Origin of the sequence: Bacillus sp. BS3(2021) (genome assembly GCF_021043345.1) — a bacterium.
GTDB classification, from domain to species: domain Bacteria; phylum Bacillota; class Bacilli; order Bacillales; family Bacillaceae; genus Bacillus; species Bacillus paralicheniformis.
In genome coordinates this window covers 1-21,337 of the sequence record NZ_JAJNDM010000006.1, presented here as the reverse complement: position 1 = coordinate 21,337, position 21,337 = coordinate 1, and the positions used below count along the sequence as shown (strand labels likewise).

Sequence of the window (21,337 nt, the reverse complement as noted above, 5' to 3'; positions counted from 1 at the left end):
AAGCAAAAAAGAGGGTTATCCCTCTTCCTGAAAGCCTGTCATTTTTTTCTCAGTCCTGCCGCGTATGCAGGGCCCATCCCAGTTATTTTTGATAAAATGAGCGCCATATCATGCGGCGTCTCTTTCATGCCGTTTTCCAGCCATTGCTGCATGACGCTGATATGAGCGCCGGTTATATAGGAAATCAAGTAGTCCTCCGGTACGATCGGATCCGCCTTGATCGCTTTTTTCAGCCGTTTTAAATTGATGCTCAAAACCGATTTGAATTTCAAACGGAAAGAACCCGGGCCTTTCGGGCCTAAAATTGCCTTCATAAAAACCTCGTTTTCTCTTATATATTGAAAAATATCGACGACAAACGTTAGCGGATGATCAATCACATCCTGATTTAATATGTCCATTGAGTGAATCGAGCGTTTAGCAATGTTACTGATCTCTTGGATAATTTCCTCCTCGCTTTGTTCCAGCAAATCGTATTTATCTTCGTAATGCAAGTAAAACGTGCCGCGGTTAATATCGGCTTTCGTTGTAATGTCCGTGACGGATATCTCTTCAAACGTTTTATTTTTCATCAGTTCAGAAAGTGCGTCTCTAATCATTTTTTTCGTGCGCTTTACCCTGCGGTCTTTTTTTTGTCCAGTCATACAAATCCTCCTGAGGTCAATGAAAATCAACAATGTCCATGTTTGTGTTGAGAACTTAACATTTGCTGATTGATTGTTCATTGCATTCGCCTTTTGTGCAATTATAATAAACATGATGAATATTAATCAACACAGTGTTCAATATTTGTGTATGAAAAAGCATGCCTCATAAGACAAAGTGTGTTGAAAGTCCGGCCAGGGCAAAATCAATCGTCCAAAATGAGGCGTGGAATTTCAAAAAGCGGCTCTAAGGAGAGGATAGAATGGAGAAATATGTGCTGTATTTCAATGAAATCGATCAATTTGCTTTGCCCTATGTCGGCGGAAAGGGGGCGAACCTCGGGGAAATGACAAAAGCGGGTTTTCCCGTTCCCGAGGGGTTTTGCATATCAACTGCCGCCTATCGCGCGTTCATACAAACAAGCGGCATCATCGACAGCCTGCTCGACCAGCTTGGACAGCTCAAGCATGATGATCTGGAACAGATTCGGATTGCGGGGAAGCAGATTCGCGAGCATCTTGCCCAGATTCCCATACCTGACGAGATCAAATCGGCGATACTGGAAGGCGTTGATACGACCGGCAAAGATAAAGCCTATGCTGTCCGCTCCAGTGCTACGGCAGAAGACCTGCCGACAGCTTCATTTGCGGGGCAGCAGGATACCTTTTTGAATGTCTGCGGAAAAGATCAGCTTCTTGATGCGGTAAAACAATGCTGGTCCTCTCTGTTTACGGACAGGGCGATTTCCTACCGCGCGAAAAACGGTTTCGATCACCGCTCTGTTTTTCTTGCAGTTGTCGTGCAAGAGATGGTTTTTCCCGAGGTGTCCGGTATTATGTTCACTGCGGACCCGATCACGGGGCACCGCAAAACGGTTTCCATCGATGCCAGCTTCGGCTTGGGTGAAGCGTTGGTGTCCGGAATTGTGAGCGCTGATCTGTATCAGGTTCAGTCAGGTGAAATCGTCAAAAAACAACTTTCGAAGAAGGAATCGGCCATTTACTCCGTTCCAGAAGGAGGAACCGTTCAGAAAACCCTCTCTCCGGAAGAACAACAAACACAGGCTTTGCCGGATCCAAAAATCGTCGAATTGGCAGAACTGGGGCGCAGAATCGAGGCTCACTACGGTAAGGAACAGGATATAGAATGGGCTTTTGCCGGCGGCAGCTTTTACATTCTTCAAAGCCGGCCGATCACATCCCTATACCCGGCCGTACACGTTTTTGATGATAAGCCGCATGTATTGATTAATTTTGGCTATATCCAAATGATGACCGATCCAATGAAACCATTGGGTGTATCGGTGATCAGCCAAGTTCTCCGATTTTTAAAAAAAGACCCTTCGGCACAGCCGATTCTTCGCGAAGCGGGAGGAAGAGTGTTCGCCGATATTACGGGTGCTCTTTCCCTCAGATTCGCCCGAAGCCGGCTGCTTAAAGTATTAAATGGTATGGATCAGCTGATGGCATCTGCTGTATCGGAGGCAGTCAAGCGCAAAGAACAACAGCTTAATTCCATTTCGATAAAAGGCATGTTTCATATTGCCGGGAGATTGATGCCGATTTTGATTCCGGCAGCATTAAAGGTTGTCGGAATCCTGCTGATGAAAAACCCCGATAAAGCCGAGAAAAAAGCGGAATTGATCATTGAAGCGATCGTGACGGACACCGAGGAGAAGCTTAGCCGGACTTCCGGTGCTGAGACGATCCGCGTCATCCAAAAAGGAATGGAAAGGATGTTCCAAGACGTGCTTTCAAAAGTCGCTGTATATGTCTTCAGCGGAATGATTGCAGCCGGAGCGCTCGAAAAAAAGCTGAAAAAAAAGCTGGGGGACGAAAAAAGCGCTATTTTACTGGGGAAATTGTATAAATCCCTGCCTCATAATGTCACAACGGAAATGGGTCTTGAGTTGGGGGATCTTTCCGATCAAGCGAGGAAGTATCCTGAAGTCATTGACTATTTCAAGCGTGCAGACAGCGAAAACTTTATGGAAGAATTGCTCAAAATCCCCGGCGGCGCCGAATTGAAGTCGAGTTTAGATGGTTATCTCAAAAAGTACGGGATGCGGTGCGTGGGAGAAATCGATATGACAAGGCCAAGATGGACAGAGGCTCCGGTTCAGCTCGTTCCGTCCATACTCAGCCATATTCGGACGACTGCCCAAGGGGAACACAGGAGGAAATTTAAACTAGGCGAAATGGAAGCGGAAGAAGCAAAAAAGGAAATCATCTCTCAATTTCGTTTCACGGAAAAAAAGAGAATCTCCCGGCTCGTTCATATGTATCGAAGCCTGATGGGAATGCGGGAGCATCATAAATTTACACTTGTAAAATTGATGTTTTTATACAAAAAAGCCATTCTTAAAGAAGCCCGCCACCTCGTTGAAAAAGGAATCCTCAATTGTGAAGAGGATGTTTTTTACTTGACGCTTGAAGAGCTTATCGCGCTATTGGAGAATCGCAGCATCGGGAATATTCCGGAATGGTTAACAGACAGAAAACGGCAGCATATGTCCAATCAAAAGCTCACATCCCCCCGCGTGATGACAAGTGAAGGGGAAATCATTACAGGGAGGCTGCGAAATGCAAAAAGTCCCGAAGGAGCTCTCACAGGGACACCGGTTTCTGCGGGCATCATTGAAGGGACCGCCAGAGTTGTGAAGAGCCCTGAAGACGCGAAGCTGAATCAAGGGGACATCTTAGTGGCGCCGTATACTGATCCGGGCTGGACTCCGCTTTTTACTTCAGCGGTTGGACTGATTACGGAGGTGGGCGGCATGATGACTCATGGTTCAGTAGTGGCAAGGGAATACGGCATTCCTGCGGTCGTCGGAATTGACAAAGCGACAGACATCATAGAAGACGGCGCCTGCATCCGAATCGACGGAACAAACGGGTTTGTTCAAATATTGAACAGTGACGGCTCATGAGCGCTTATATTGATGTTTGATGCTTATACCTGATATAATAAAAACAGAACAAGAGTTCGGTTTGATTCTCAAGGTGAGCAAAGCGTTGAGAGCTTTCAATGAACAAAGCAGATTCATGAAAGAAGAAGCCAGTCAAACCAATGAAAATGAAGGAGAAATGGATGTCGCAAAATGGAATTGTTTTAGTAGCCAGTGTATCAATCTTACGGGATGATAAAGTCTTGATGATAAAAGAGAATAAGCCTACCGCCGTTCATAAGTGGAACTTTCCGGGTGGACGTATCGAATATGGAGAGGACATTCTCCATTCAGCTCGAAGAGAAGTTAAAGAGGAAACTGGATTGGACGTAAAACTGATTGCGGCTGCTGGTGTATATAATTTTATCAGCAGGACGAAGAATCAAGTTATTTTATTTCATTTTATTGGTGAAGTTACCGGAGGTTCTATCAAGCTCGAAGAAGATGAAATTTCAGACTGCAAGTGGATAAAAGTAAGTGACCTTGTAACATTTGAGAACGAAGACTTACGAGAACCAAATGTAATAAAGCAAATCATTGATAACCTATTAAAAGAGAATGTACACTCAATGAGTGTGTATAATGAGCAACTGATTCAATAGTTCTTATCCAGCTAACAGAGACGTTAGTTGAACAAGTATAGAGGAAACCCTAATCATAGGATTTCCTCTATTTTCATGCAATATCAACATTAAAATTCAACAGAGCCTAAATCAAAAAAGCCAGCCTCTTAAAAAGGCTGACGAAGTCGTTCTTACCAGCTTGCTTTTTTAACGCCGGGGATATGCCCTTTGTAAGCAAGCTCACGGAAGCAGATGCGGCACAATTTAAACTTCCGAATCACGGAATGCGGTCTGCCGCAGCGTTCACAGCGGGTGTACTCTCTGACTTTGAACTTTTGTTCCCGTTTTTGTTTGACAATCATTGAAGTCTTGGCCATCTTTTTACCTCCTTCATTTTAAATTCATCGATTTATATAAATAAAAATAGAATTTATTTCTGTAAACAATTTATTATAACATTTAAAATATCATTTGTAAATAAATGCAAAAGACTCGCTTTGCAGATAAAAAGTGAAAATGAATCTCATTGATTAAAGCAATTAAACGATCCCGTTTCTCCTTAAAAAGCGGCATGTTCTATCAAAAAAGACCCACGCCCATCGATTGACTGATCTGCCATCCCTAAGATCGATGTGTCCGCTTTGCTCGATCTGATGATTTGGATTGAGCGGAAAATAACCGATTTGCATCATTACGAAGCAGCGGGAAATTTGTATACTGGCTTCAAAGAAAGGGGGGAGGATAGAGAACAACGGTATTTAGATTTTTGTCTCATTGTCTGGCACTCCACTATACAATGAAACGAAGGAAGAATCTAACACAGCAAGAAAGCGCTACAGAATTTGACAGTCTTGTGATTCGACTCCAGCCAAAGAAACAAATCATTTCGATTCCGTAACACCAGCTCCCGCTCTAGATCAAGCTTGAAAACGAATCACGGAATGCAGGGCTGTTCATTTTCACATGAACCTCGATGTTCTAGGGGTGACATTGCCGCTGTGTCCTTGAAAGCGGCGCCGACGGCGGATATGGTAAACGCGTCAAATGTTATAAGCGGTAAAATCGGGAAAAGGTGTGCCGGCTGCACACCTTTTTTTCAGCGGCTACCTTTGGCTGACCGCTATTTTAAGCCCGATCAAAGCGAATAAAGACCCTTCCAGCAAATGAACTTTTTTGGCGGCTTGCGGACTTCTGCGCAGCCGGTCTCCGACTTTTTCCGCAAACAGGCTGATCATCACAAAGATCACAAACGCTTGAATTAAAAATAACATGCCGTAAACGAGCATTTGCGTTGTCACGCTGAAGGTGCCGGGATGAATAAATTGCGGAAGAAAGGCAAGGAAGAACAATGAGACCTTCGGGTTTAATAGATTCATCACAACGCCTTTTTGGTATAAAGCCCTGCGGTTCAATGAATCTTTAGCTTCAAGATTGAAACCAGCACTTTTTCGCCGGAAAGACTGGTAAGCTAAAAACAACAGATAGGCTGCACCTGCATATTTCACGATCGAGAAGGCGACAGCTGATTGATAGATCGCAGCAGAAATACCTGCTGCAGCAGCTGTGATGTGGACGACTAACCCTGTGCATAGCCCGCATGCGGTTGCTGTACCTGCCGATTTTCCCTTTGAGATGCTCTGTGCCAAAACGAACAAGTTGTCAGGGCCCGGCATAAGTGTAAGCAGTACAGCCGCACCTAAAAAAGAAACGATCGATATCACATCCATCTGTCCAACTCCATTTTCATTAGTATTTTTTTATTATACTATCAGAGAAACTCTTTTTTGAGTGAAAAGGCGGGGAAAATGGACGGTTTTTTAGTTTCTTGTATTAGTACAAGTTTGTGCTAATCAACATATTTTGATAATGAAGAATGAAACTCAAGGAAGGGAGAAGTGCTTATGTCTTACTGCAAACCGCGCGTTCTGCCGCCAGTTGTGCATCCTACCAGGTACTGTGAGGATCACAGATACTCTAAAACGATCGTTCCTCACATCCATCCGCAGCATATTAAAAAAGTGGATCATCAGAAATACGAGCATGTTCACTATTATCCGCATTCTTATTCAAACTATAAGCCGGTTTATCATGATCACTCTTACTGCGGTAAACCTTGTAATCGCTACGAAAAATACTAACCTTTCCGGAAGAAAAAGTTCTTCTCATGAAAAAAAGGCCGTAAGAAGCGTCCTAATGGTGCTTCTGCGGCCTTTTTTTCATTTAGTTCCTGCAACCTTGCAAAGTCCCCTGCAAAACAGCTCGGCCGGCCTTTTTCGTCTTCGAATTGAAAGGACGCACTTCGACTCGGGTATTCACAGTCAGCTTTGATGATATTTCATCAAATTTGCCCGCCCAAAGACTTCCGCCAAACCAGCTTGGCGCGTCTTCCCGGACGAGATGCATGGTGAAGCGCCAGCTGATCTGGTCCGGTATCCGGGCCATTCCTTCATATTGATCATAATCTCCAAATGAAGCAGGGGCCGGAAGCCAATCGGCGTAGATGCCGACGCTTCGCCGTTCCCTGACTGGACTGTCAGGTGCTTCGGTATACGGTTTTTTCACTTTTGCAATTAAAGCCGTTCCACGGGCATTGGGAATATCCTGGGCTGGATGAAGAACGACGCTGCATGGATAAGGTATTGGTGCGGCAGGCTGCGCTTGGATCGCCGCCGCAGGCAGCATGAGGACAAGCGACAGCGCAAGACTTCCCAAGCGTTTCATCATTGAACCACCTCCGTATCTTGAAATAGTCTAACCAGTCACACCTTTTCAAATTCTTCACCTTCAGCCGCCAGGACATTCACCTATTGACATTTTGGGAGTACCTTATGATAAAAGACACCATGATTGGGGGCGACGGCATGGGATACTTTGTTCAGGCAGAATCAGGCGTTAACCTGTACGTAGAAGACATCAATCCTCAAAGCCGCAAAACAATTGTATTTTTGCACGGCTGGCCATTAAGCCATCTGCAGTTTGAATATCAATTTGACGATCTTTCACAAAAGGGATACCGCTGTATCGGCATTGACTGGCGGGGATTCGGGCGTTCGGATAAGCCGGCGACGGGCTACAATTACAACCGTTTGGCTGACGATATCCGCGCTGTCGTTGAGACGCTTCAACTAAACCGCTTCACGCTTGCCGGTCATTCAACCGGCGGCGCCATAGCACTTCGCTATATGTCGCGATACAGGGGTTCCGGGGTCTCAAAGCTGGTTTTGATCGATGCAGCGGCACCTGTGGGATTTACAGAAGAGACGGCAGCCAAATTGCTTCAGCAAGCGTCTCACGATCGTCCTAAGATGATGCGTGAAGTGAGCGACACATTTTTCTTTCAATATATTACACAACCGTTCTCGGACTGGTTTTTTCAATTGGGATTGCAGGCGGCAGGCTGGTCAACAAAAGCGGTCATCGACATGCTGAGAGATGAGAAACTGTATGATGATCTTGGAAAAGTCGCTGCTCCGACCTTGATCATTCACGGTGTTCAAGACAAGGTGATTCCGTTTGCACAAGCAAAGGAACTCAACCGCAAAATAAGAAATTCATATCTTGTTCCGTTTCAATACAGCGGACATGGTCCGTTCTGGGAGGAACGCGAAATGTTCAACCGTATTTTAACGCAGTTTATCGGTTGATTCTATACCGAGGAGCTGCCGCCACATAATGTTCAAAAAGCAGAAAGGAATATTTTGGATAACGTGTTATGATGATAATCACCGAGACTGCTTCTACAGTTTGTAGCGTAAAAATACCCGAATAATTTTGCACTCCAGGGAAGAGAAGAATCGCAATTTTTACTGGGGTGAATCTCCGTTTTGCGCAGAAGCAGAAGGAAGCATGACGTTTCTGAGGGGGAATGGAATTTAATGAAGTCAATTCAAGCAATCACCGTTCATTCAAAGCAATATATTGTAGGTGAGCCATGCCATCCGCCAGGATTTAAAGACGAAGCGACCGTTATGAAAATTACAGAAAAAAACAAGTTCTATGGATTAATCAGAGGCTTTGTTGTTCATTTCGATACAAAAACAGAGCTGCATATTCATACAGAGCCCGTCAAGGTATATTGGAGATGAAGGACTTTAAGCGAACATTTAAAGTATTCGTTTAGTGTCTTTTTTTAACTCCGGAAGCAAGGGGTATTCAACCGGCGGATGCTTCAGGGTAATCAAGCAGATTTTCCAAACACGATCTTCAGAAAATGAACGGGCAAAAATAGGGACAAAGTATAGGTACTTATGCAGTCAGGCTTTAGCTTTTCAGCATAATGTACTAGTGAATCTATAAAATGAAAGGAGCGTGTACACATGTACTGCAAAAAACATCATGAGCCGCATGTTTACCCTACGAAATATTGTGAGGATCATAAGTATTCAAAGTCTGTCGTTCCTCATATTCATCCGCAGCATACTAAAAAAATTGACCATCACAAATATGAACATGTTCATTACTATCCGCACACTTATTCACATCATAAAGACGTTTCGCATGAACACTATCATTGCGGAAAACCTTGCAAAGGCTATGAAAAAAAGTCGGACTATGGCCATTGCTATTAATAAAAGCTTGATTATACCATATTTTGATCGCAGTTAAATATACGTTCACTCATTTCACAGACCATAGCTTTTTTATGGTCTGTTTCCATTTGGGAGGTAGTAACCGTATATCGTGATTGCGAGCAGTATGAAAGCAGAATTTACGATAAATACACAACGCATCATTGCAATTTAAACAACCGCTGTTTCCTGCAATTCACCTTTCTTTTCTTCTTTTTCTAACGTGATCGTGTACTGCATCTCTTCCATCTAGCTCAGAAGGCGGATTTTCAAGTCGCACAATACATATTAATATCATTTATACCTTTTTTATTTTAAAATGGTATATATAGGATGTTGTTTTTTCTAGTTGGCTGGGAAGAAAGGAGAACCGTTATGAAAAAAACACTTTTTCAAAATGCAACGATTGTAACTCTTGATCCGCAGCTTCATACGATCGAAAAAGGGGACATGCTGATTGAAGGCTCTGTCATTCTGGACGTTGCCGAGTCGATTGCACCGGGAGACGCTGAGATTGTTGATGCCTCCAACATGCTGATCATGCCTGGATTTGTCGATACACACCGCCACGTATGGGAATCTGTGATCCGCGGAATCGGAGCCGACTGGTCCCTGCAAACCTATTTAAACCGGATTTATTATGGCAATTATGGATCAATGAGAAGGCCTGAGGATGATTGGGTCGCGAACTATTTAGGAGCGCTTGAGGCGCTTGAGGCAGGGGTCACAACTTTGCTGGACTGGACGATGATTGAATCGCCTGATCATACGGACCAGCTGATTGCGGGACTGAAAGACGCCGGCATTCGCGCAGTATTCGCTTTCGGAACATCCGGTGATGCCGAATATTGGGACAGAGACAGTGATCTTTCGAATATGGACGAAGCGAAACGGGTAAAAAAAGCATATTTTCAATCGAAGGATCAGCTTTTGACGATGGGGCTTGCCATTCGCGGTCCGGAGTTTTCTTCATGGAAGACATCTGTGTTTGAAATCGAAACGGCCCGGGAACTTGATGCCTTATGCAGCATGCATATTGCGTTTGGCAACTGGGGAGCGAAAGATCGTTCGATTGAGAAGCTGAATCAAGCCGGGCTGCTCGGTCCCGATTTAAATATGGTGCATGCCAATGCGATGAGTGAAGAAGAAATGAAAATGCTTGCGGCTCACGGAAGCTCGATTTCTGTGACACCAGAAATTGAGATGATGATGGGGCACGGCTATCCTGTTACAGGGCTCGCCCTAAAAAACAGGGTTCTTACTGCACTTGGGGTTGATGTTGTGACATCGACGGGAGGTGACCTTTTCGCACAGATGAAATTTGCCCTTCAAGCAGAGCGTGCAAAGCGCAATGAAGAGCTGTTGAAAGAAGGGATCATGCCTGGTCCCGAATTGAGCATATCGGCCGAACAAATCTTGAAAGCAGCGACCATTGACGGGGCGAGGGCATTAAGGCTCGATCATAAAATCGGCTCGCTTTCCCCCGGCAAAGAAGCTGACTTTATCATGGTGAAAACGGACAGCGTCAATTTGCTCCCTTTCACTGATGCGGTGGGGGCCATCGTCCAAAGCGCGCACACCGGAAATGTAGATTCCGTATATGTCGCAGGAAAAGCAGTGAAACGAAACGGCCGATTGGTTGATGCAGATCTTGAAAAGGTGAGACAAAAAGCGCTGGAAGCTAGAGACCATATCTTATCCCGATCCCCTGAAGGCGCCTATTGATCTTTCCTTTGAAATTCAGTGATAAACTTACCTTGCTTGACTTCAGAAGGCCGCTCCTTGGGAATTGTTTCTGTTTGAAGACCAGCTTTTTGGTTTAGTTTTCAGAGAAGAGTATTTATGGAAAAGGTTATGATGATGTTATAACCTTTTCCTGTCGCTTATAAGTTTTGATTAAAAGGGGATATAATTCACGCCATTAAGCATTTCTCTCCACAGATGATCATTAGACTGCCAGATTTCACGATCTGGAAGTGTAACCGCGCATATTCTTTTTAATGGCCAATTCTGCTCGACAATTCCTTTAACTTTTGAGTGATTGATAAGGAGTACCCTGAAGTCGTTTTGTACTAAATCCGATAATACGGACTCCAGTTCTTGAGCCTCCTTGTAGGTTCCGTTAGTTCTGACAAAAAGGATCCGATTAGCGGTTGACATCTTTTCATAAAATCTGTTGATTCTTCTATTGAATTTTTCCATCACTTCATTGTATGTGGCAAGATGTTCGAGTGTATTTTTATCTGCTTTAAAATCATGAGCTGAATCGACATGATAATAATCATCTGTTAAAGAGATATAACGGTCAGTAGTATAAACACCTGTTGAGTAGCCTGTTACCCTTAGATTTTGGGGTGCCATAAAATTTGAAAAGCGATTCTTTAAAAGACGGTTCAGTTCGGTCAGGGAAGAGGTACCGACCCAGTCTAAAGGACCTGCATACGGCCTTAAATTGTTTTTCCTAAGCTGAAGAGCAGTTAAACAGAGGTGGCCTAATCCGAAAATGGCATTATAGTCTCCTTTTATATCATTCAAATTCATAATCTTAACTCCTTTTGTGGATTAATTTCCAACAATCTATTTAGTATTCTATGTTTTATAAAAGGGTTGAGTAACAACAGTTGCCTACATTGAGGTCTCGGAACAGGAGAGTTTAAAGAATGGGGCGGAAACATAAATAAAAAACAACGTAAAAGTTGTTTTTTAAAGGGAATCTTTTATCTGTAATAAAAGGATGTCTATAACAGAGTCATTCAAATTCTTTAGAATAGCTGAAATGTCTAAAACCAGCCTTCTTGTTTGTTCGTTATCAAGGATTAAATCTTTATGATGTGAAATAATAGATTCCAAAACAACGGCAAGTTCGACACCATTGTCAATATTTGCTATCAATGAACTTTCTTTTATTTTTGTCAGAAGCCAATTTAAATCATCTAAACCTTCAATAGGGTAGTAATGAATCTGATACAGATCGGCTGCCGAATTTTCAGTCAGAATCTGTTCCGCTTTTTCTTTTGTGATGGCATCTTCCGAATAGACATAGGGAATATCTGCATTCCCAGAATGTATGCCTCCCGTATGTCCGCAGCGGTCATCATCAATGGAGTCATCTGTATAAAGTTTAGAGAGAAATTCTCCAAATGAGCCGGCTAATCTAAAATCCTCTTCAAATTCTGAGTCAAAATAGTGAACGGGCGGATTTTCTTTCGTCTCCCTGTAGTCAAGCGCTATCCACGTATGGCCGTCTCCATGAATAAGGACCAGGTTGTCAGGCAGTCCCCATTCTTTAATAAAGGCTTTACTCTCGAGAATTCCATCCTTTTTCCCTATGCCTAATAAGTAGTCAAACTGGACATGATCTTTAGCCCAGGAGGTGGGCCGTTCAGAAGGGAAGGCGTTAAAATTGATATAGCCACCATTTTGTTCAAGAATAAGCGCTTTATATTCCTCCGGAAGTCTCACACCTAACTTTCTTTCAGCTTTCAGAATGCCTCTCTCTGATATGCTTTTTAAAGTGTACGGATCTTCGTCTTCGTATATCCAAAAGTTTTTCAAATGATTCCCCCACATTCGTTTATATCAGTATCTATCATGCAAAATGCTGCTCGAGCCTTTATGTTTGTATTGCCTTCCTGCAGTCTTTTATAACGGCTATCTTTGGCTGAAAACCGAGAAATTATCATACGTTTGCGGAATAGCTCCGTATGTTCCTTTAATACGAATATCTTTACATTCACCTTCGGTATTCTCAAAATAAAGCCTGTAAGTCCTAGGCATCAATGTGATGACATCCTGAGCAGTTCGATCAGGCCAGTTCCCTTCAAAATCTTTAATGCTTAAACTCATAAACCTGCCGGAAAGATGCATCATCTGAATTTTAATCGTTGTTTTGCAGTTTTCTGCATTAAAAATCGTAAACTTGTAGCCAATATGCCAGTGAGAAACGTTAGAGTCGCTATAGGGAATGTCCTCCACATGAGTTCCCGTAAACGTAAGATTCAGCTTGTGCGGGAACGAATAAGCTTCAGCACTGCTCCCAAAACTGAAAAATCCACAAAATAACACCATGACCAGCAAAAAGCGTTTCATTCAAAACCCCCTCCTTTTTCCATTTTATTGTAGCATAGATGAGTTGAAAAAGATGGAAGTTTTTTGAGGGAGAAGCACAAAACCAAAAATCGCGTATGGCTTTGATAGGGTGTAAAAGCCTCTCCAACTTTTTTTAACCGGATGGTCGAGCAGCCATGAAATTGAAGATCTTGGTTTGACTTTTGCTGTAGGGGTTGATGAAGGCCGAGAGACTCCCCTTGAAAAAATTTATTTAAATGGGCGTCAATGATCCAAAGAAAGATCGAATTACCTTGACATACCAATATGTTAATCCGTACACAGCAGGAGCCCAGATTGCCGGGCATGATGAATGCTGGAACGAGCTATTTGCTTCAAACGTTATCGGTGTCAATAGGGAAATCAAATATGCAGGAGCTGCAGCCATTAACGACCTTGGTTTACTAGATGAAAAAGATGTAGACGGGACCATGTGGATCAAAGGGAAAGGGATAGGCGGTACTGTCAAAAACTATGAAAAACAAAAAACTGACGGTCATGGCAGTCAGTGAAAGGGATAGAAGGAATGGGTGGAAAGTTGATCATAAACAGCAAGTGACTGTTCAGAAAATTGAATCGTGGGACTAGGGGCTGCCGATTTCACCTTTGGCTCCCCCTAGATTGTTGATTGCAAGAAACAGCTTCTTGTCCTACCGACGAAGGAAAAGAAATATGGAACATGAAAAATCAAAGAATTTTAAAAAATGTCGATCCGGCCGTTTATATTATTCTCCTTCAATAGGGAAAAAACGGTTTTACCGTAATTTCAAAATGACCCGCAGGTCTAGATTTTCCGTTTAAGATTAGCCTTCCCGTGTTTGGAGAGGCTTATGTTGGCTATGTCCAAATAGTTTATTTAATCTGCCATTCTTTAATGACAAGTGTTGAAGAGCCGCTGTCAACAATCGGATCAGAATTTCCGATCTCTGTTGCTTCCTTGAGAGACTCTGCGCTGATAAGATAAGCGCCCCCGGAAGCATCGCTGAAAGGGCCAAACATTTCCAAGCGGTTCTCGGCTTTAAGCCTGTCCAAAAATTGATAATGGGCTGGCACATATTGATCTTCAAAATTCTCGGTTCTGGTTGTTATGAGTAAATATTTTTTCATCGTAGCACGCCTTTCTGTCAAAAGATGACTTTATCTTAGCACAAATATATAGAAGATTCATATAAAAGTTCGATCGGCGGAAGGCGTAGCTGCTTTCCTTTCGATTGCGCCACATTGGCAATGATTGAAAGTGATTTTGAAGTAAAGGAGTGGAAGACCAAGGAGACGGGATTTGAATTTCATGAAAAGAGTGGCACGGATAATAATAGGGAAACAGGGAATAAAAAAATAGATATTTTGTTATTCGGCCATCACTTTTGATGTTACTGAATGATTAATTTGGGACTTGAGAACATCGATACTTTGTTAATCTAAGCGGAACTAACTTACTTTTTAAGTTAGTTCCGCCGTTCAAATGACTAATCCAGATTTTGATCGATCGTTCCTTCAAAATAGTCATCACTGACTTGTTCATGAGTTTCAGCCAATCCTTTTTCCAACTGCGTGGCTCCTTCATAATCCGAGGGGTCAAAATATTTTCCTGCCACATCCGTGCTGTCATTCATGTTTTCTTTGTTATCAGTTTCAGTATTAACGTTCTCTGTCTTAGCATTGCTGTCTAACGATTGGTGAGAATCGTATTCCTTGTCTGCTGAAGAAAATCTTTTGTAGTCATCGGGTCTGTCTGCTCCATGTTTTTGCGTCACGTTTATCACTCCATATTATTGAATTTTATGTTTCCTTTAAAATAGAAAGGGGCATTTTCAGTCTGATGATCATTCAATACAATGGTTTCACTCCTTTGCGAATTGTGCTGAAATATCAACTCTTTTTATTGTGTCTGTTGAGGTGGTATTCATTCGCTTTTTCGGGAAATCAATCTTCAACCCTAGGGGAAAGAGAACAGGCGCAAAAAAATCATAAAGCAAAACCGGGCGTGCAGGAACGACGCCGATCCTTTCAATGGCAGACATCAAACAGGATAACTTCTCATTCGATATTTAAGACTTATGTATTTAAGAACATGTGAACTTGCTTTTATTCGTTGGGCGCCTTCACTGGGGGATAAAAGTGGAAAAAAAGCGAGTTGAACTCTGGAATGTATATTTTCCTGCCTGTTTATGTTTTTTTGTTTCTATATGATGAAATGGTTGTTTTCAATGATGCATATGAACCAATAGCTGCGTAACCATAGAATCCGCCCATAAATACTCCAGCTATGAGGCTGTGTCGATGGCTTATGCAAACAGATATGATTAAGCCTAGTGCGATCGCAATTGATGGGACATACTTTTTGGGAACCTTGAGAAAAATTTTAATTATCTGTGTGACGATCAAAATAATTGGCACTGCTATAACAGCATCCCAAAAGTTTGTATGAATGATTGGAAAATCCAAAAAAGACGCCACCTTTTTCATCAGTATTTCTTGATTTGCTGAAAAGTATTTAACCCGAGCAGCAGAAAAACTTATGGATCGCATAAATGAGGCAGTATACCAGCTTCAAGAAACATCACAACCCGCTCTCAGTCATGGTGTTGTTGTTCAGCTTAGAAATAAGTTTTGAATTATCTTTTTGCAGCCGTTTCATTAGCGGCATTTTTTATGCGCTTGAAATTCTTGATTAAAGAATAGTTGAAAGGATTTATTCACCAATTCCTTTCCGTATAGTGGTAAACTCTTAGTTGGTCATTACTTTTGTCATACATTTTTCGGGAAGCGAGGTATTGCATATGATCGGTTCAATACTTGGAGAAACGCTGGCTTTAGATATCATGAAAGTTGATTTATCGATGAAGAAAGAATTTTTGACAGAGCTGAAAGCTTGCCGTAAAGAGTTAGAAAAAGACAAAACGGAGTTCTCTGATTCTAAAAAGACGATCACCGAACCACAGTTGTCGTCTCATTCGTGGCAAGGCAGTCTTGCTGACTCCTTTGACCGTATTCGAGGCCTGATGAAGACTGCCTACAATGACATCAGCGGAAAACAGCTTTCTGATCTTTTAAGCAAAATCGACGAACGAATCAAATCTTTAGAAGAAGATATTCACTCGCTCAGCCAGGAAGTTCGTTCTTTAGAGAAAAAGATTGAGAACGCGAAGCGCGAAGCACGAAGCAAGGAGTAAATGAAAAATGGGTCAAGAAATAAAAGTAAATACCGGGGAAGTCAAACAAGCGCTTTCTAATTTGAAGCATTCCAGCCATTCCATGAAAGCATCGGTTTCGACAGATATCAAGGGCCAGAATCACCTTGATGCGACGAAGAAGATAGAGGAATTGAATCAGACGATTCATAAGATTGCTTCTTCCTATGCCTCTGCCTTCTCAAAACAAGCCGCCCAAACGGAATCAGCAGTCGAAGGAATGCAGGGCACCGACAAACAGCTGGCTTCTTCGATGAAAACAAAATAGAGGAGAATGCCATGAAGACTCTTGATGTTCAGGCGTTGCACAAAGCCATTGATCAAACGTTGGAAGAGCAGAAGAAATTGAAAAGCAGATGAGGTGAATAATTTTATGACATTCTCAAAAGTTAGTAAATTTATTGAAGAGAATAAACATGAGGCAATATTTACTGGAGGCACGAATGAAAATAATATAAAGTGGATCGAAGAAACACTTCAAGTTGAATTGCCGGAGAGTTATAAATGGTTTTTAAAAAACTATGGCTCAGGTGGAATTTTCGGCGTGGAGATACTTGGATATGACCTTGAGGGTGCCTATGTTGTAGAGCAAACTGAGGACTATAGGAAATATTATAATTTACCTGATGGGATAGTTGTAATAGAGTATGTTGACGAGTTCTCCTATTGCCTCGATACAAATAAAATGGAAGACGGAGAGTGTCCTGTAATTGTATGGGCTAATGACGCAGGTTACGGAAATGTTGTTGCACATAATTTTCTAGAGTTTTTCATGAAAGACCTTAAGGAGTCTAAAGAAAACTGGGAAGAAGACGAAGAGTGGGACGATGAAGAATAATTTAATATATTCAAGCACTTATCTCAGATCGAGTGCTTGTTTTATGTTCAGGGGATAAAACTAGAGAAAAGAAAAACGAACGTGAATATTAAGTCAAAGACGAAGAGGCTGCGGACACTGATCTTTTGCACATGTTGTGCAGCTGATTGGCGGCCGCTTTTTAATGCCGGGGACACACCTTTCCATAATCAAATGATGTATCGAATGAAGATGAAGATCGTCAGGGTTACTGGTGAAGCGGCTGAGTCTATGCAGTATGTAAGATTTAGTAGCCTTTCAATGCCTTCTTCTTTTCTTTTTTAAAATTATGTGTCATAGTACCGATATAATGATTAAGTAGAATTGAAAGAGTGATGTCCATTGTTATCTTTAGGAAATATTATAACAATAGAATTTGAAAACGAAATTCAAGAATATGTCCTTGCGAAAAGTAAAGTGTTATCAATTGAAGACAATGTTTTAAGAGTGCATTATCCTGTTGATGAAGAAACGGGGAGAACTGTTATTATTCCAACAAATACAGCGGTAACAGTTCATTTTATAAATGAGCAACAAGTCCCATATAAATTTAATAGTGTAATAAAAGGCCGAGAAATTTATCAGGATATACCTGTACTAAATATGTATTTACCTGAAGAAGTTCAAATGAAAAAAGTTCAAAGACGGCAATTTTTTAGAGTCAATACAACGCTTCCCGTCACTGTTCGCTCATATGGATCTGGCTCAATGTTTAAAACATATACATCAAATATCAGTGCTGGAGGCGCTGCGTTAATCATTGAAGAAACGCAAAAACACGAACCGGAAGATGATTTGAAGCTAAGTATCCATCTGCCAAATGAGGGACATGATGAAGATGTGATTGACGTCCATGCTCAAGTTAAACGCACTTACATTGATCGCAGAACAAACAAACAGCTCATGACAGTTGAATTTATCAAGATGAATGAACATGATGAGCAAACCCTTGTACATTATTGTATAAAATTGCAATTGACAGAAAGAAGGAAATTGAAAACTGAATAAATGGAAGTTTAGGAATACAGTGATCTGCCTGATATCCCTCAATTAATTCAGAGGAGATGTTTCGTCCCCGCCATATACATTTATGGAAACCTGTTGGCAAGTTGGCGTCCAACTCTGCCAACAGAAGTCATCAACTGCACTGAAGTGTAGTGATCCTTCATATGTAACAGATATTCTGCATGAAAACGGCAGATCGACAAGCAACACCGTCGGTGAAGCAGTGGAATCCTAGGCTGCGCTGGCCGATTTCAAGGTCAAAAAAGAAGCTTGAGTTCTCGTCGCATAAGCATGGAATGCGTTATCAAAAAAGGTGACATAACCGGGATTTAATGGTCGCGACCGCTGAACCAACGAAAAAAAGAGAAGCCTTTTTTCTTCTGCCAATGAAGAAAAAGGGCTTTTTAATTTGCTGAAAAACTTCTTTTTTTGAAGCAAAGCACCAAACACCAGTAGAAAAAGGCGGTCGTAAGATTTCTGTGAGCTCTCGTCTGGCAGAATCGAATACGAATTGAAAAAAGGTTAAGAAATTGCTTGATGACAAATTAAAACCGATCAAGACTTAGTTGAAAAAGGCCGTTTGGGATGGCTTATTTTAAAAGGAAGATTACGATGAGAAACCAGGAGATTATCAAAAAGGCAGAAATAACGTTTGCTATTCTTAAAAGCGGTGGACTGGTGATTCCAGCTTAAGTATCAACGTGATGATGGCCGTGTCATTCGGATGGACCATGATGCCCAGAAATCCTGAGAAGAACGGTTTCTGGACTGCGTACCATAAGAGCTGGTGTGAAGGAAATTGAAACCTAACATTATTTAATTCGTATCTATAGTAATTTGAACATTATAGGGAGTGTTAAATTGAAGATTGCACTATTGATTATTGCAGGTATAATAATTTCTCTTGGCTTAGTAATAGCAATCGGTATTCTTATGTTTCGGAGGGAAATAAAAAAGTTAAATCCAGAGTATATTGTACAGTTTGTTAAAGCAAAATCAGGAAGCGGGAATGTCTCATTATCCATAAAACACAACGATGAGAATTGGGTTGATGTTAACGTAAACGAACAACTCCCTCTGGCAAGTACTGTGAAAATCATCTTAGCCATTGAATATGCACAACAAGCAGCAGCAGGAAAAATCGATCCGCAAAAAGAAGTAAGATTAAAGGAATTAGAGAATTTCTATATCCCAAAAACAGACGGCGGTGCGCATGAGGCTTGGATTATTCAATTGAAAAAAGACAAAGAGATAGATCGTGTTCCATTATGTGAGGTAGTCAACGGGATGATTGCTTACAGTTCTAATGCAAATACTGAATACTTAATTGAGGTGCTGGGGCTTCAAAACATCAATCATGTTCCAAAGAGCTTAGATATGTTAAAGCATGAGCCTATGTATCCCATTGTAAGTGCACTTTATATACCTGCCCAACTGATGAATGAAAAGAACTTATCGAAAAAAGAAGTCCTAGAAGTAATGAAAAACATGGATATGCATGAATACCGTAATAAAGCGATTGAAATTCATAATAGATGGCTGAGCCAACCACTAACTGATCAAGAAAAAAAACAATTAAGAAAAACTTTGGACAATGATTTTCAAAAAATTTGGTCCGACCGTTTGCCCCGATCAACGACTAGAGATTATGTATCTATTATGAAAAAGCTAAATAGCAAAGTATATTTTAGTGAAAGTGTATATCAATATCTTGATCCAGTAATGGAACAAATAATGAGAAATCCAAACAATTGTGAATGGCTTGTTCATGCGGGACAAAAGGGAGGATCTACCGCGTTTATTCTTACAATTGCAATGTATGCGACAGATAAAGATGGAAACCAGACAGATATTGCATTTTTTGCAAATGATTTAACTCCAGTCGAGAAAGCAAAACTTTCTCGAAATATGAATGGGTTCCTGCTGAAATTTTTAAAAGACTCTAAATTCCGCGCCCATATCAAAAAAGAATTATCTATTTTAGATTTGCCTGGTTCACTTTCATGACTATCCCCCATCGGAAACCACGCTCGCGGTCTTTGCCGTATTTGGCCAAAATATAATTTCAATTCTTGGTTTCTCGAAATCAATAATCTTAGCTGTTTACTCTCATCTTAATAGAGACACGCAGCGTAAAGAGTTTATCAATGTTGAAGTGCTTCCCGCAGTTTAGTAGCATTTTGAATATTGTTTTGTCTAATAAAGCAATACCAATCATTAAGCATTTTACCGACTTTCTCAAACGCAACTTTAGGTTCCAATGCCACCAGCATCCTTTCATATAGTTGATTTTAAATATTCGAAAAATTAAACCTTGTCTTTTTCTGCATATGATTCATTTTACATAAAGGATCATTTTTTGACAATGATTTTCCTTTTTTGGAATCTGAAAAAGGTTATGCCGAACGTGTCAGGGTATAAGACCTACTCAATAAGATTCATTTTCATGGATTGACAGGATTTATTCACCAATTCTTTTCTATAAAGTGGTAGAATATTTTGTGTTATGTCACTTTAGTATTAGAGGAGAATGCTATGAAAACTCTTGATGTTCAGGCGTTGCACAAAGCCATTGATCAAACGCTAGAACAATTAAAACATCAATCAGACGAATTTGCTCAAGTCAAAAAAAGCGTTGAGGAGATCGCGTCACTTAATGATGCCTTAAAAGGAAAAGGCGGTGACGCAATTCGTGCATTTTATAAAGAATGTCACACCCCTTTTCTACAGTTCTATGATACTTTCATAGAGGAATACAGTTCCACGCTGAAGAAAATGAAAAGCGTGCTGAATTCCCTGGAACCAAACCATAACGGGTTTATTTCGCAAAGCTTTCTTGAGCACGAGCTGGAACAAGGATTGAATGCTGCGGACCGCACAACAAAACACCTGGTGTCCAAAGCCAACGCCACGATCGCGAAGGTCAGTCATATTGTCGATTTGCCTGATTTGAATGACACCGATTTTCATGAACAGTATCAGAAAGCCTTAAAGGAAATCAATCAGACAATTGAAAAGCTGCATACGTTCGACAGAGAACAGACAAGCGCCCTCAAAACCGCCGAAAACGACCTTGAGACGATGCAGAGATACATAACCAGGCTGGAGAAAATGTATACTGGGCCAAAAATTGAGATTGCGAGTTATCAAAAAGGATCCATTTTAAAGCCAGATGAGATGGATGCTTTGCGTGGTGGACAAGACACAGCGATGGGCGTCATGATGGATAAGCTGGACAAGAGATCGAAGCTTGAAAAAGAAGTTAGCGAGGTTAGCAAACAGGATAATAAAATTGCTAAACTAAAGAAGAAGCTTGATGATTACAATTTTTCAACAGCTTCAGAGTTTTACGAGATGGCCACGGAAATTGGCTACGAAAACCTTTCCCCTTGGCAACAGCGATATTTCAATCAAATTGAAGGCGCTCGTGATTTTGGCAACGCAATTAAAGGAAG

Annotated in this window: 25 protein-coding genes; 14 read left to right on the top strand and 11 right to left on the bottom strand. The window is 41.4% G+C overall.

All coding sequences use genetic code 11. The features are described 5' to 3' along the window. Positions 1–38: 38 nt before the first annotated feature. Entirely contained in the window at positions 39–644 is a 606-nt protein-coding gene (locus LQ247_RS14170) for a TetR/AcrR family transcriptional regulator (RefSeq protein ID WP_026579558.1), read from the bottom strand. 263 nt (positions 645–907) lie between these two features. Here LQ247_RS14170 and LQ247_RS14165 point away from each other — a divergent pair, with 263 nt between their 5' ends. Further along, positions 908–3,574 (top strand): phosphoenolpyruvate synthase, encoded by a 2,667-nt coding sequence (locus LQ247_RS14165; RefSeq protein ID WP_231006189.1) that lies wholly within the window; start codon positions 908–910, stop codon positions 3,572–3,574. Between the two features lie 161 nt (positions 3,575–3,735). Further along, a complete protein-coding gene (locus LQ247_RS14160) occupies positions 3,736–4,194 on the top strand; it encodes an NUDIX hydrolase (protein WP_023857340.1) in 459 nt (152 codons plus the stop codon). A gap of 152 nt (positions 4,195–4,346) precedes the next feature. Here LQ247_RS14160 and LQ247_RS14155 read toward each other — a convergent pair whose 3' ends face one another. Continuing rightward, positions 4,347–4,532 carry a type Z 30S ribosomal protein S14 gene (locus tag LQ247_RS14155; RefSeq protein WP_003182651.1) on the bottom strand — a complete coding sequence of 62 codons (186 nt, stop codon included), beginning with the start codon at positions 4,530–4,532 and terminating at the stop codon, positions 4,347–4,349. A gap of 726 nt (positions 4,533–5,258) precedes the next feature. Then, complete coding sequence (locus LQ247_RS14150) at positions 5,259–5,882, bottom strand: LysE family translocator (RefSeq protein ID WP_020451796.1); 624 nt, start codon at positions 5,880–5,882, stop codon at positions 5,259–5,261. A gap of 174 nt (positions 5,883–6,056) precedes the next feature. Here LQ247_RS14150 and LQ247_RS14145 point away from each other — a divergent pair, with 174 nt between their 5' ends. Next, entirely contained in the window at positions 6,057–6,293 is a 237-nt protein-coding gene (locus tag LQ247_RS14145; RefSeq protein WP_023857337.1) for a CotD family spore coat protein, read from the top strand. A gap of 82 nt (positions 6,294–6,375) precedes the next feature. Here the strand turns inward: LQ247_RS14145 and LQ247_RS14140 are convergent, their stop codons facing one another. Then, complete coding sequence (locus tag LQ247_RS14140) at positions 6,376–6,879, bottom strand: hypothetical protein (RefSeq protein ID WP_231006187.1); 504 nt, start codon at positions 6,877–6,879, stop codon at positions 6,376–6,378. Between the two features lie 137 nt (positions 6,880–7,016). On the opposite strand from LQ247_RS14140, the gene LQ247_RS14135 reads away from it, so the two are divergent. The 4 genes from LQ247_RS14135 (at position 7,017) to LQ247_RS14120 (ending at position 10,448) form a co-directional block, all read left to right on the top strand. Next, on the top strand, positions 7,017–7,799 hold the full coding sequence (locus tag LQ247_RS14135) for an alpha/beta fold hydrolase (RefSeq protein ID WP_023857334.1): 783 nt from the start codon (positions 7,017–7,019) through the stop codon (positions 7,797–7,799). 231 nt (positions 7,800–8,030) lie between these two features. Continuing rightward, on the top strand, positions 8,031–8,240 hold the full coding sequence (locus LQ247_RS14130; RefSeq protein ID WP_020451793.1) for a hypothetical protein: 210 nt from the start codon (positions 8,031–8,033) through the stop codon (positions 8,238–8,240). A gap of 231 nt (positions 8,241–8,471) precedes the next feature. Continuing rightward, positions 8,472–8,723 (top strand): CotD family spore coat protein, encoded by a 252-nt coding sequence (locus LQ247_RS14125; protein ID WP_020451792.1) that lies wholly within the window; start codon positions 8,472–8,474, stop codon positions 8,721–8,723. A 375-nt stretch (positions 8,724–9,098) separates the two neighbouring features. Beyond that, entirely contained in the window at positions 9,099–10,448 is a 1,350-nt protein-coding gene (locus tag LQ247_RS14120; protein ID WP_101560994.1) for an amidohydrolase family protein, read from the top strand. A gap of 171 nt (positions 10,449–10,619) precedes the next feature. On the opposite strand, the gene LQ247_RS14115 is transcribed toward LQ247_RS14120, so the two are convergent. The 3 genes from LQ247_RS14115 to LQ247_RS14105 form a co-directional block, all read right to left on the bottom strand. After that, a complete protein-coding gene (locus tag LQ247_RS14115; RefSeq protein ID WP_020451790.1) occupies positions 10,620–11,264 on the bottom strand; it encodes a DUF1796 family putative cysteine peptidase in 645 nt (214 codons plus the stop codon). A 162-nt stretch (positions 11,265–11,426) separates the two neighbouring features. Continuing rightward, on the bottom strand, positions 11,427–12,278 hold the full coding sequence (locus tag LQ247_RS14110) for an SMI1/KNR4 family protein (RefSeq protein ID WP_101560993.1): 852 nt from the start codon (positions 12,276–12,278) through the stop codon (positions 11,427–11,429). A 96-nt stretch (positions 12,279–12,374) separates the two neighbouring features. Beyond that, a complete protein-coding gene (locus LQ247_RS14105) occupies positions 12,375–12,812 on the bottom strand; it encodes a hypothetical protein (RefSeq protein ID WP_020451788.1) in 438 nt (145 codons plus the stop codon). Between the two features lie 272 nt (positions 12,813–13,084). On the opposite strand from LQ247_RS14105, the gene LQ247_RS14100 reads away from it, so the two are divergent. Further along, entirely contained in the window at positions 13,085–13,342 is a 258-nt protein-coding gene (locus LQ247_RS14100) for a hypothetical protein (protein ID WP_231006185.1), read from the top strand. 340 nt (positions 13,343–13,682) lie between these two features. On the opposite strand, the gene LQ247_RS14095 is transcribed toward LQ247_RS14100, so the two are convergent. From LQ247_RS14095 to LQ247_RS14085, 3 genes are all read right to left on the bottom strand, one after another. Beyond that, on the bottom strand, positions 13,683–13,937 hold the full coding sequence (locus tag LQ247_RS14095) for a YciI family protein (RefSeq protein ID WP_020451787.1): 255 nt from the start codon (positions 13,935–13,937) through the stop codon (positions 13,683–13,685). A gap of 359 nt (positions 13,938–14,296) precedes the next feature. Then, entirely contained in the window at positions 14,297–14,584 is a 288-nt protein-coding gene (locus LQ247_RS14090; RefSeq protein WP_231006183.1) for a YozQ family protein, read from the bottom strand. Between the two features lie 412 nt (positions 14,585–14,996). Beyond that, positions 14,997–15,275 carry a hypothetical protein gene (locus LQ247_RS14085; protein ID WP_020451784.1) on the bottom strand — a complete coding sequence of 93 codons (279 nt, stop codon included), beginning with the start codon at positions 15,273–15,275 and terminating at the stop codon, positions 14,997–14,999. Positions 15,276–15,610: 335 nt separating this feature from the next. On the opposite strand from LQ247_RS14085, the gene LQ247_RS14080 reads away from it, so the two are divergent. The 5 genes from LQ247_RS14080 (at position 15,611) to LQ247_RS14060 (ending at position 19,889) form a co-directional block, all read left to right on the top strand. Next, positions 15,611–16,003 (top strand): YwqH-like family protein, encoded by a 393-nt coding sequence (locus tag LQ247_RS14080; protein WP_231006182.1) that lies wholly within the window; start codon positions 15,611–15,613, stop codon positions 16,001–16,003. Positions 16,004–16,010: 7 nt separating this feature from the next. Beyond that, entirely contained in the window at positions 16,011–16,289 is a 279-nt protein-coding gene (locus LQ247_RS14075) for a YwqI/YxiC family protein (RefSeq protein WP_231006181.1), read from the top strand. A 105-nt stretch (positions 16,290–16,394) separates the two neighbouring features. Further along, positions 16,395–16,859, top strand: a complete 465-nt coding sequence (locus LQ247_RS14070; RefSeq protein WP_231006180.1) for an SMI1/KNR4 family protein — start codon at positions 16,395–16,397, stop codon at positions 16,857–16,859. 360 nt (positions 16,860–17,219) lie between these two features. Beyond that, positions 17,220–17,885: a flagellar brake protein gene (locus tag LQ247_RS14065; protein WP_216920263.1), complete on the top strand. Its 666-nt coding sequence runs from the start codon at positions 17,220–17,222 to the stop codon at positions 17,883–17,885. Positions 17,886–18,743: 858 nt separating this feature from the next. Then, on the top strand, positions 18,744–19,889 hold the full coding sequence (locus LQ247_RS14060; protein WP_145624836.1) for a serine hydrolase: 1,146 nt from the start codon (positions 18,744–18,746) through the stop codon (positions 19,887–19,889). A gap of 137 nt (positions 19,890–20,026) precedes the next feature. Here the strand turns inward: LQ247_RS14060 and LQ247_RS22065 are convergent, their stop codons facing one another. After that, entirely contained in the window at positions 20,027–20,155 is a 129-nt protein-coding gene (locus LQ247_RS22065; RefSeq protein WP_261378959.1) for a response regulator aspartate phosphatase, read from the bottom strand. A 262-nt stretch (positions 20,156–20,417) separates the two neighbouring features. On the opposite strand from LQ247_RS22065, the gene LQ247_RS14050 reads away from it, so the two are divergent. After that, positions 20,418–21,337 (top strand): ribonuclease YeeF family protein (locus LQ247_RS14050; RefSeq protein ID WP_231006179.1); only part of this gene is annotated, 920 nt, incomplete at its 3' end.

Coding starts and splice junctions, on each gene's coding strand:
- LQ247_RS14170 (WP_026579558.1), bottom strand. CDS start 644: ATGACTGGACAAAAAAAAGACCGCAGGGTAAAGCGCACGAAAAAAATG.
- LQ247_RS14165 (WP_231006189.1), top strand. CDS start 908: ATGGAGAAATATGTGCTGTATTTCAATGAAATCGATCAATTTGCTTTG.
- LQ247_RS14160 (WP_023857340.1), top strand. CDS start 3,736: ATGTCGCAAAATGGAATTGTTTTAGTAGCCAGTGTATCAATCTTACGG.
- LQ247_RS14155 (WP_003182651.1), bottom strand. CDS start 4,532: ATGGCCAAGACTTCAATGATTGTCAAACAAAAACGGGAACAAAAGTTC.
- LQ247_RS14150 (WP_020451796.1), bottom strand. CDS start 5,882: ATGGATGTGATATCGATCGTTTCTTTTTTAGGTGCGGCTGTACTGCTT.
- LQ247_RS14145 (WP_023857337.1), top strand. CDS start 6,057: ATGTCTTACTGCAAACCGCGCGTTCTGCCGCCAGTTGTGCATCCTACC.
- LQ247_RS14140 (WP_231006187.1), bottom strand. CDS start 6,879: ATGATGAAACGCTTGGGAAGTCTTGCGCTGTCGCTTGTCCTCATGCTG.
- LQ247_RS14135 (WP_023857334.1), top strand. CDS start 7,017: ATGGGATACTTTGTTCAGGCAGAATCAGGCGTTAACCTGTACGTAGAA.
- LQ247_RS14130 (WP_020451793.1), top strand. CDS start 8,031: ATGAAGTCAATTCAAGCAATCACCGTTCATTCAAAGCAATATATTGTA.
- LQ247_RS14125 (WP_020451792.1), top strand. CDS start 8,472: ATGTACTGCAAAAAACATCATGAGCCGCATGTTTACCCTACGAAATAT.
- LQ247_RS14120 (WP_101560994.1), top strand. CDS start 9,099: ATGAAAAAAACACTTTTTCAAAATGCAACGATTGTAACTCTTGATCCG.
- LQ247_RS14115 (WP_020451790.1), bottom strand. CDS start 11,264: ATGAATTTGAATGATATAAAAGGAGACTATAATGCCATTTTCGGATTA.
- LQ247_RS14105 (WP_020451788.1), bottom strand. CDS start 12,812: ATGAAACGCTTTTTGCTGGTCATGGTGTTATTTTGTGGATTTTTCAGT.
- LQ247_RS14095 (WP_020451787.1), bottom strand. CDS start 13,937: ATGAAAAAATATTTACTCATAACAACCAGAACCGAGAATTTTGAAGAT.
- LQ247_RS14080 (WP_231006182.1), top strand. CDS start 15,611: ATGATCGGTTCAATACTTGGAGAAACGCTGGCTTTAGATATCATGAAA.
- LQ247_RS14075 (WP_231006181.1), top strand. CDS start 16,011: ATGGGTCAAGAAATAAAAGTAAATACCGGGGAAGTCAAACAAGCGCTT.
- LQ247_RS14070 (WP_231006180.1), top strand. CDS start 16,395: ATGACATTCTCAAAAGTTAGTAAATTTATTGAAGAGAATAAACATGAG.
- LQ247_RS22065 (WP_261378959.1), bottom strand. CDS start 20,155: ATGCTGGTGGCATTGGAACCTAAAGTTGCGTTTGAGAAAGTCGGTAAA.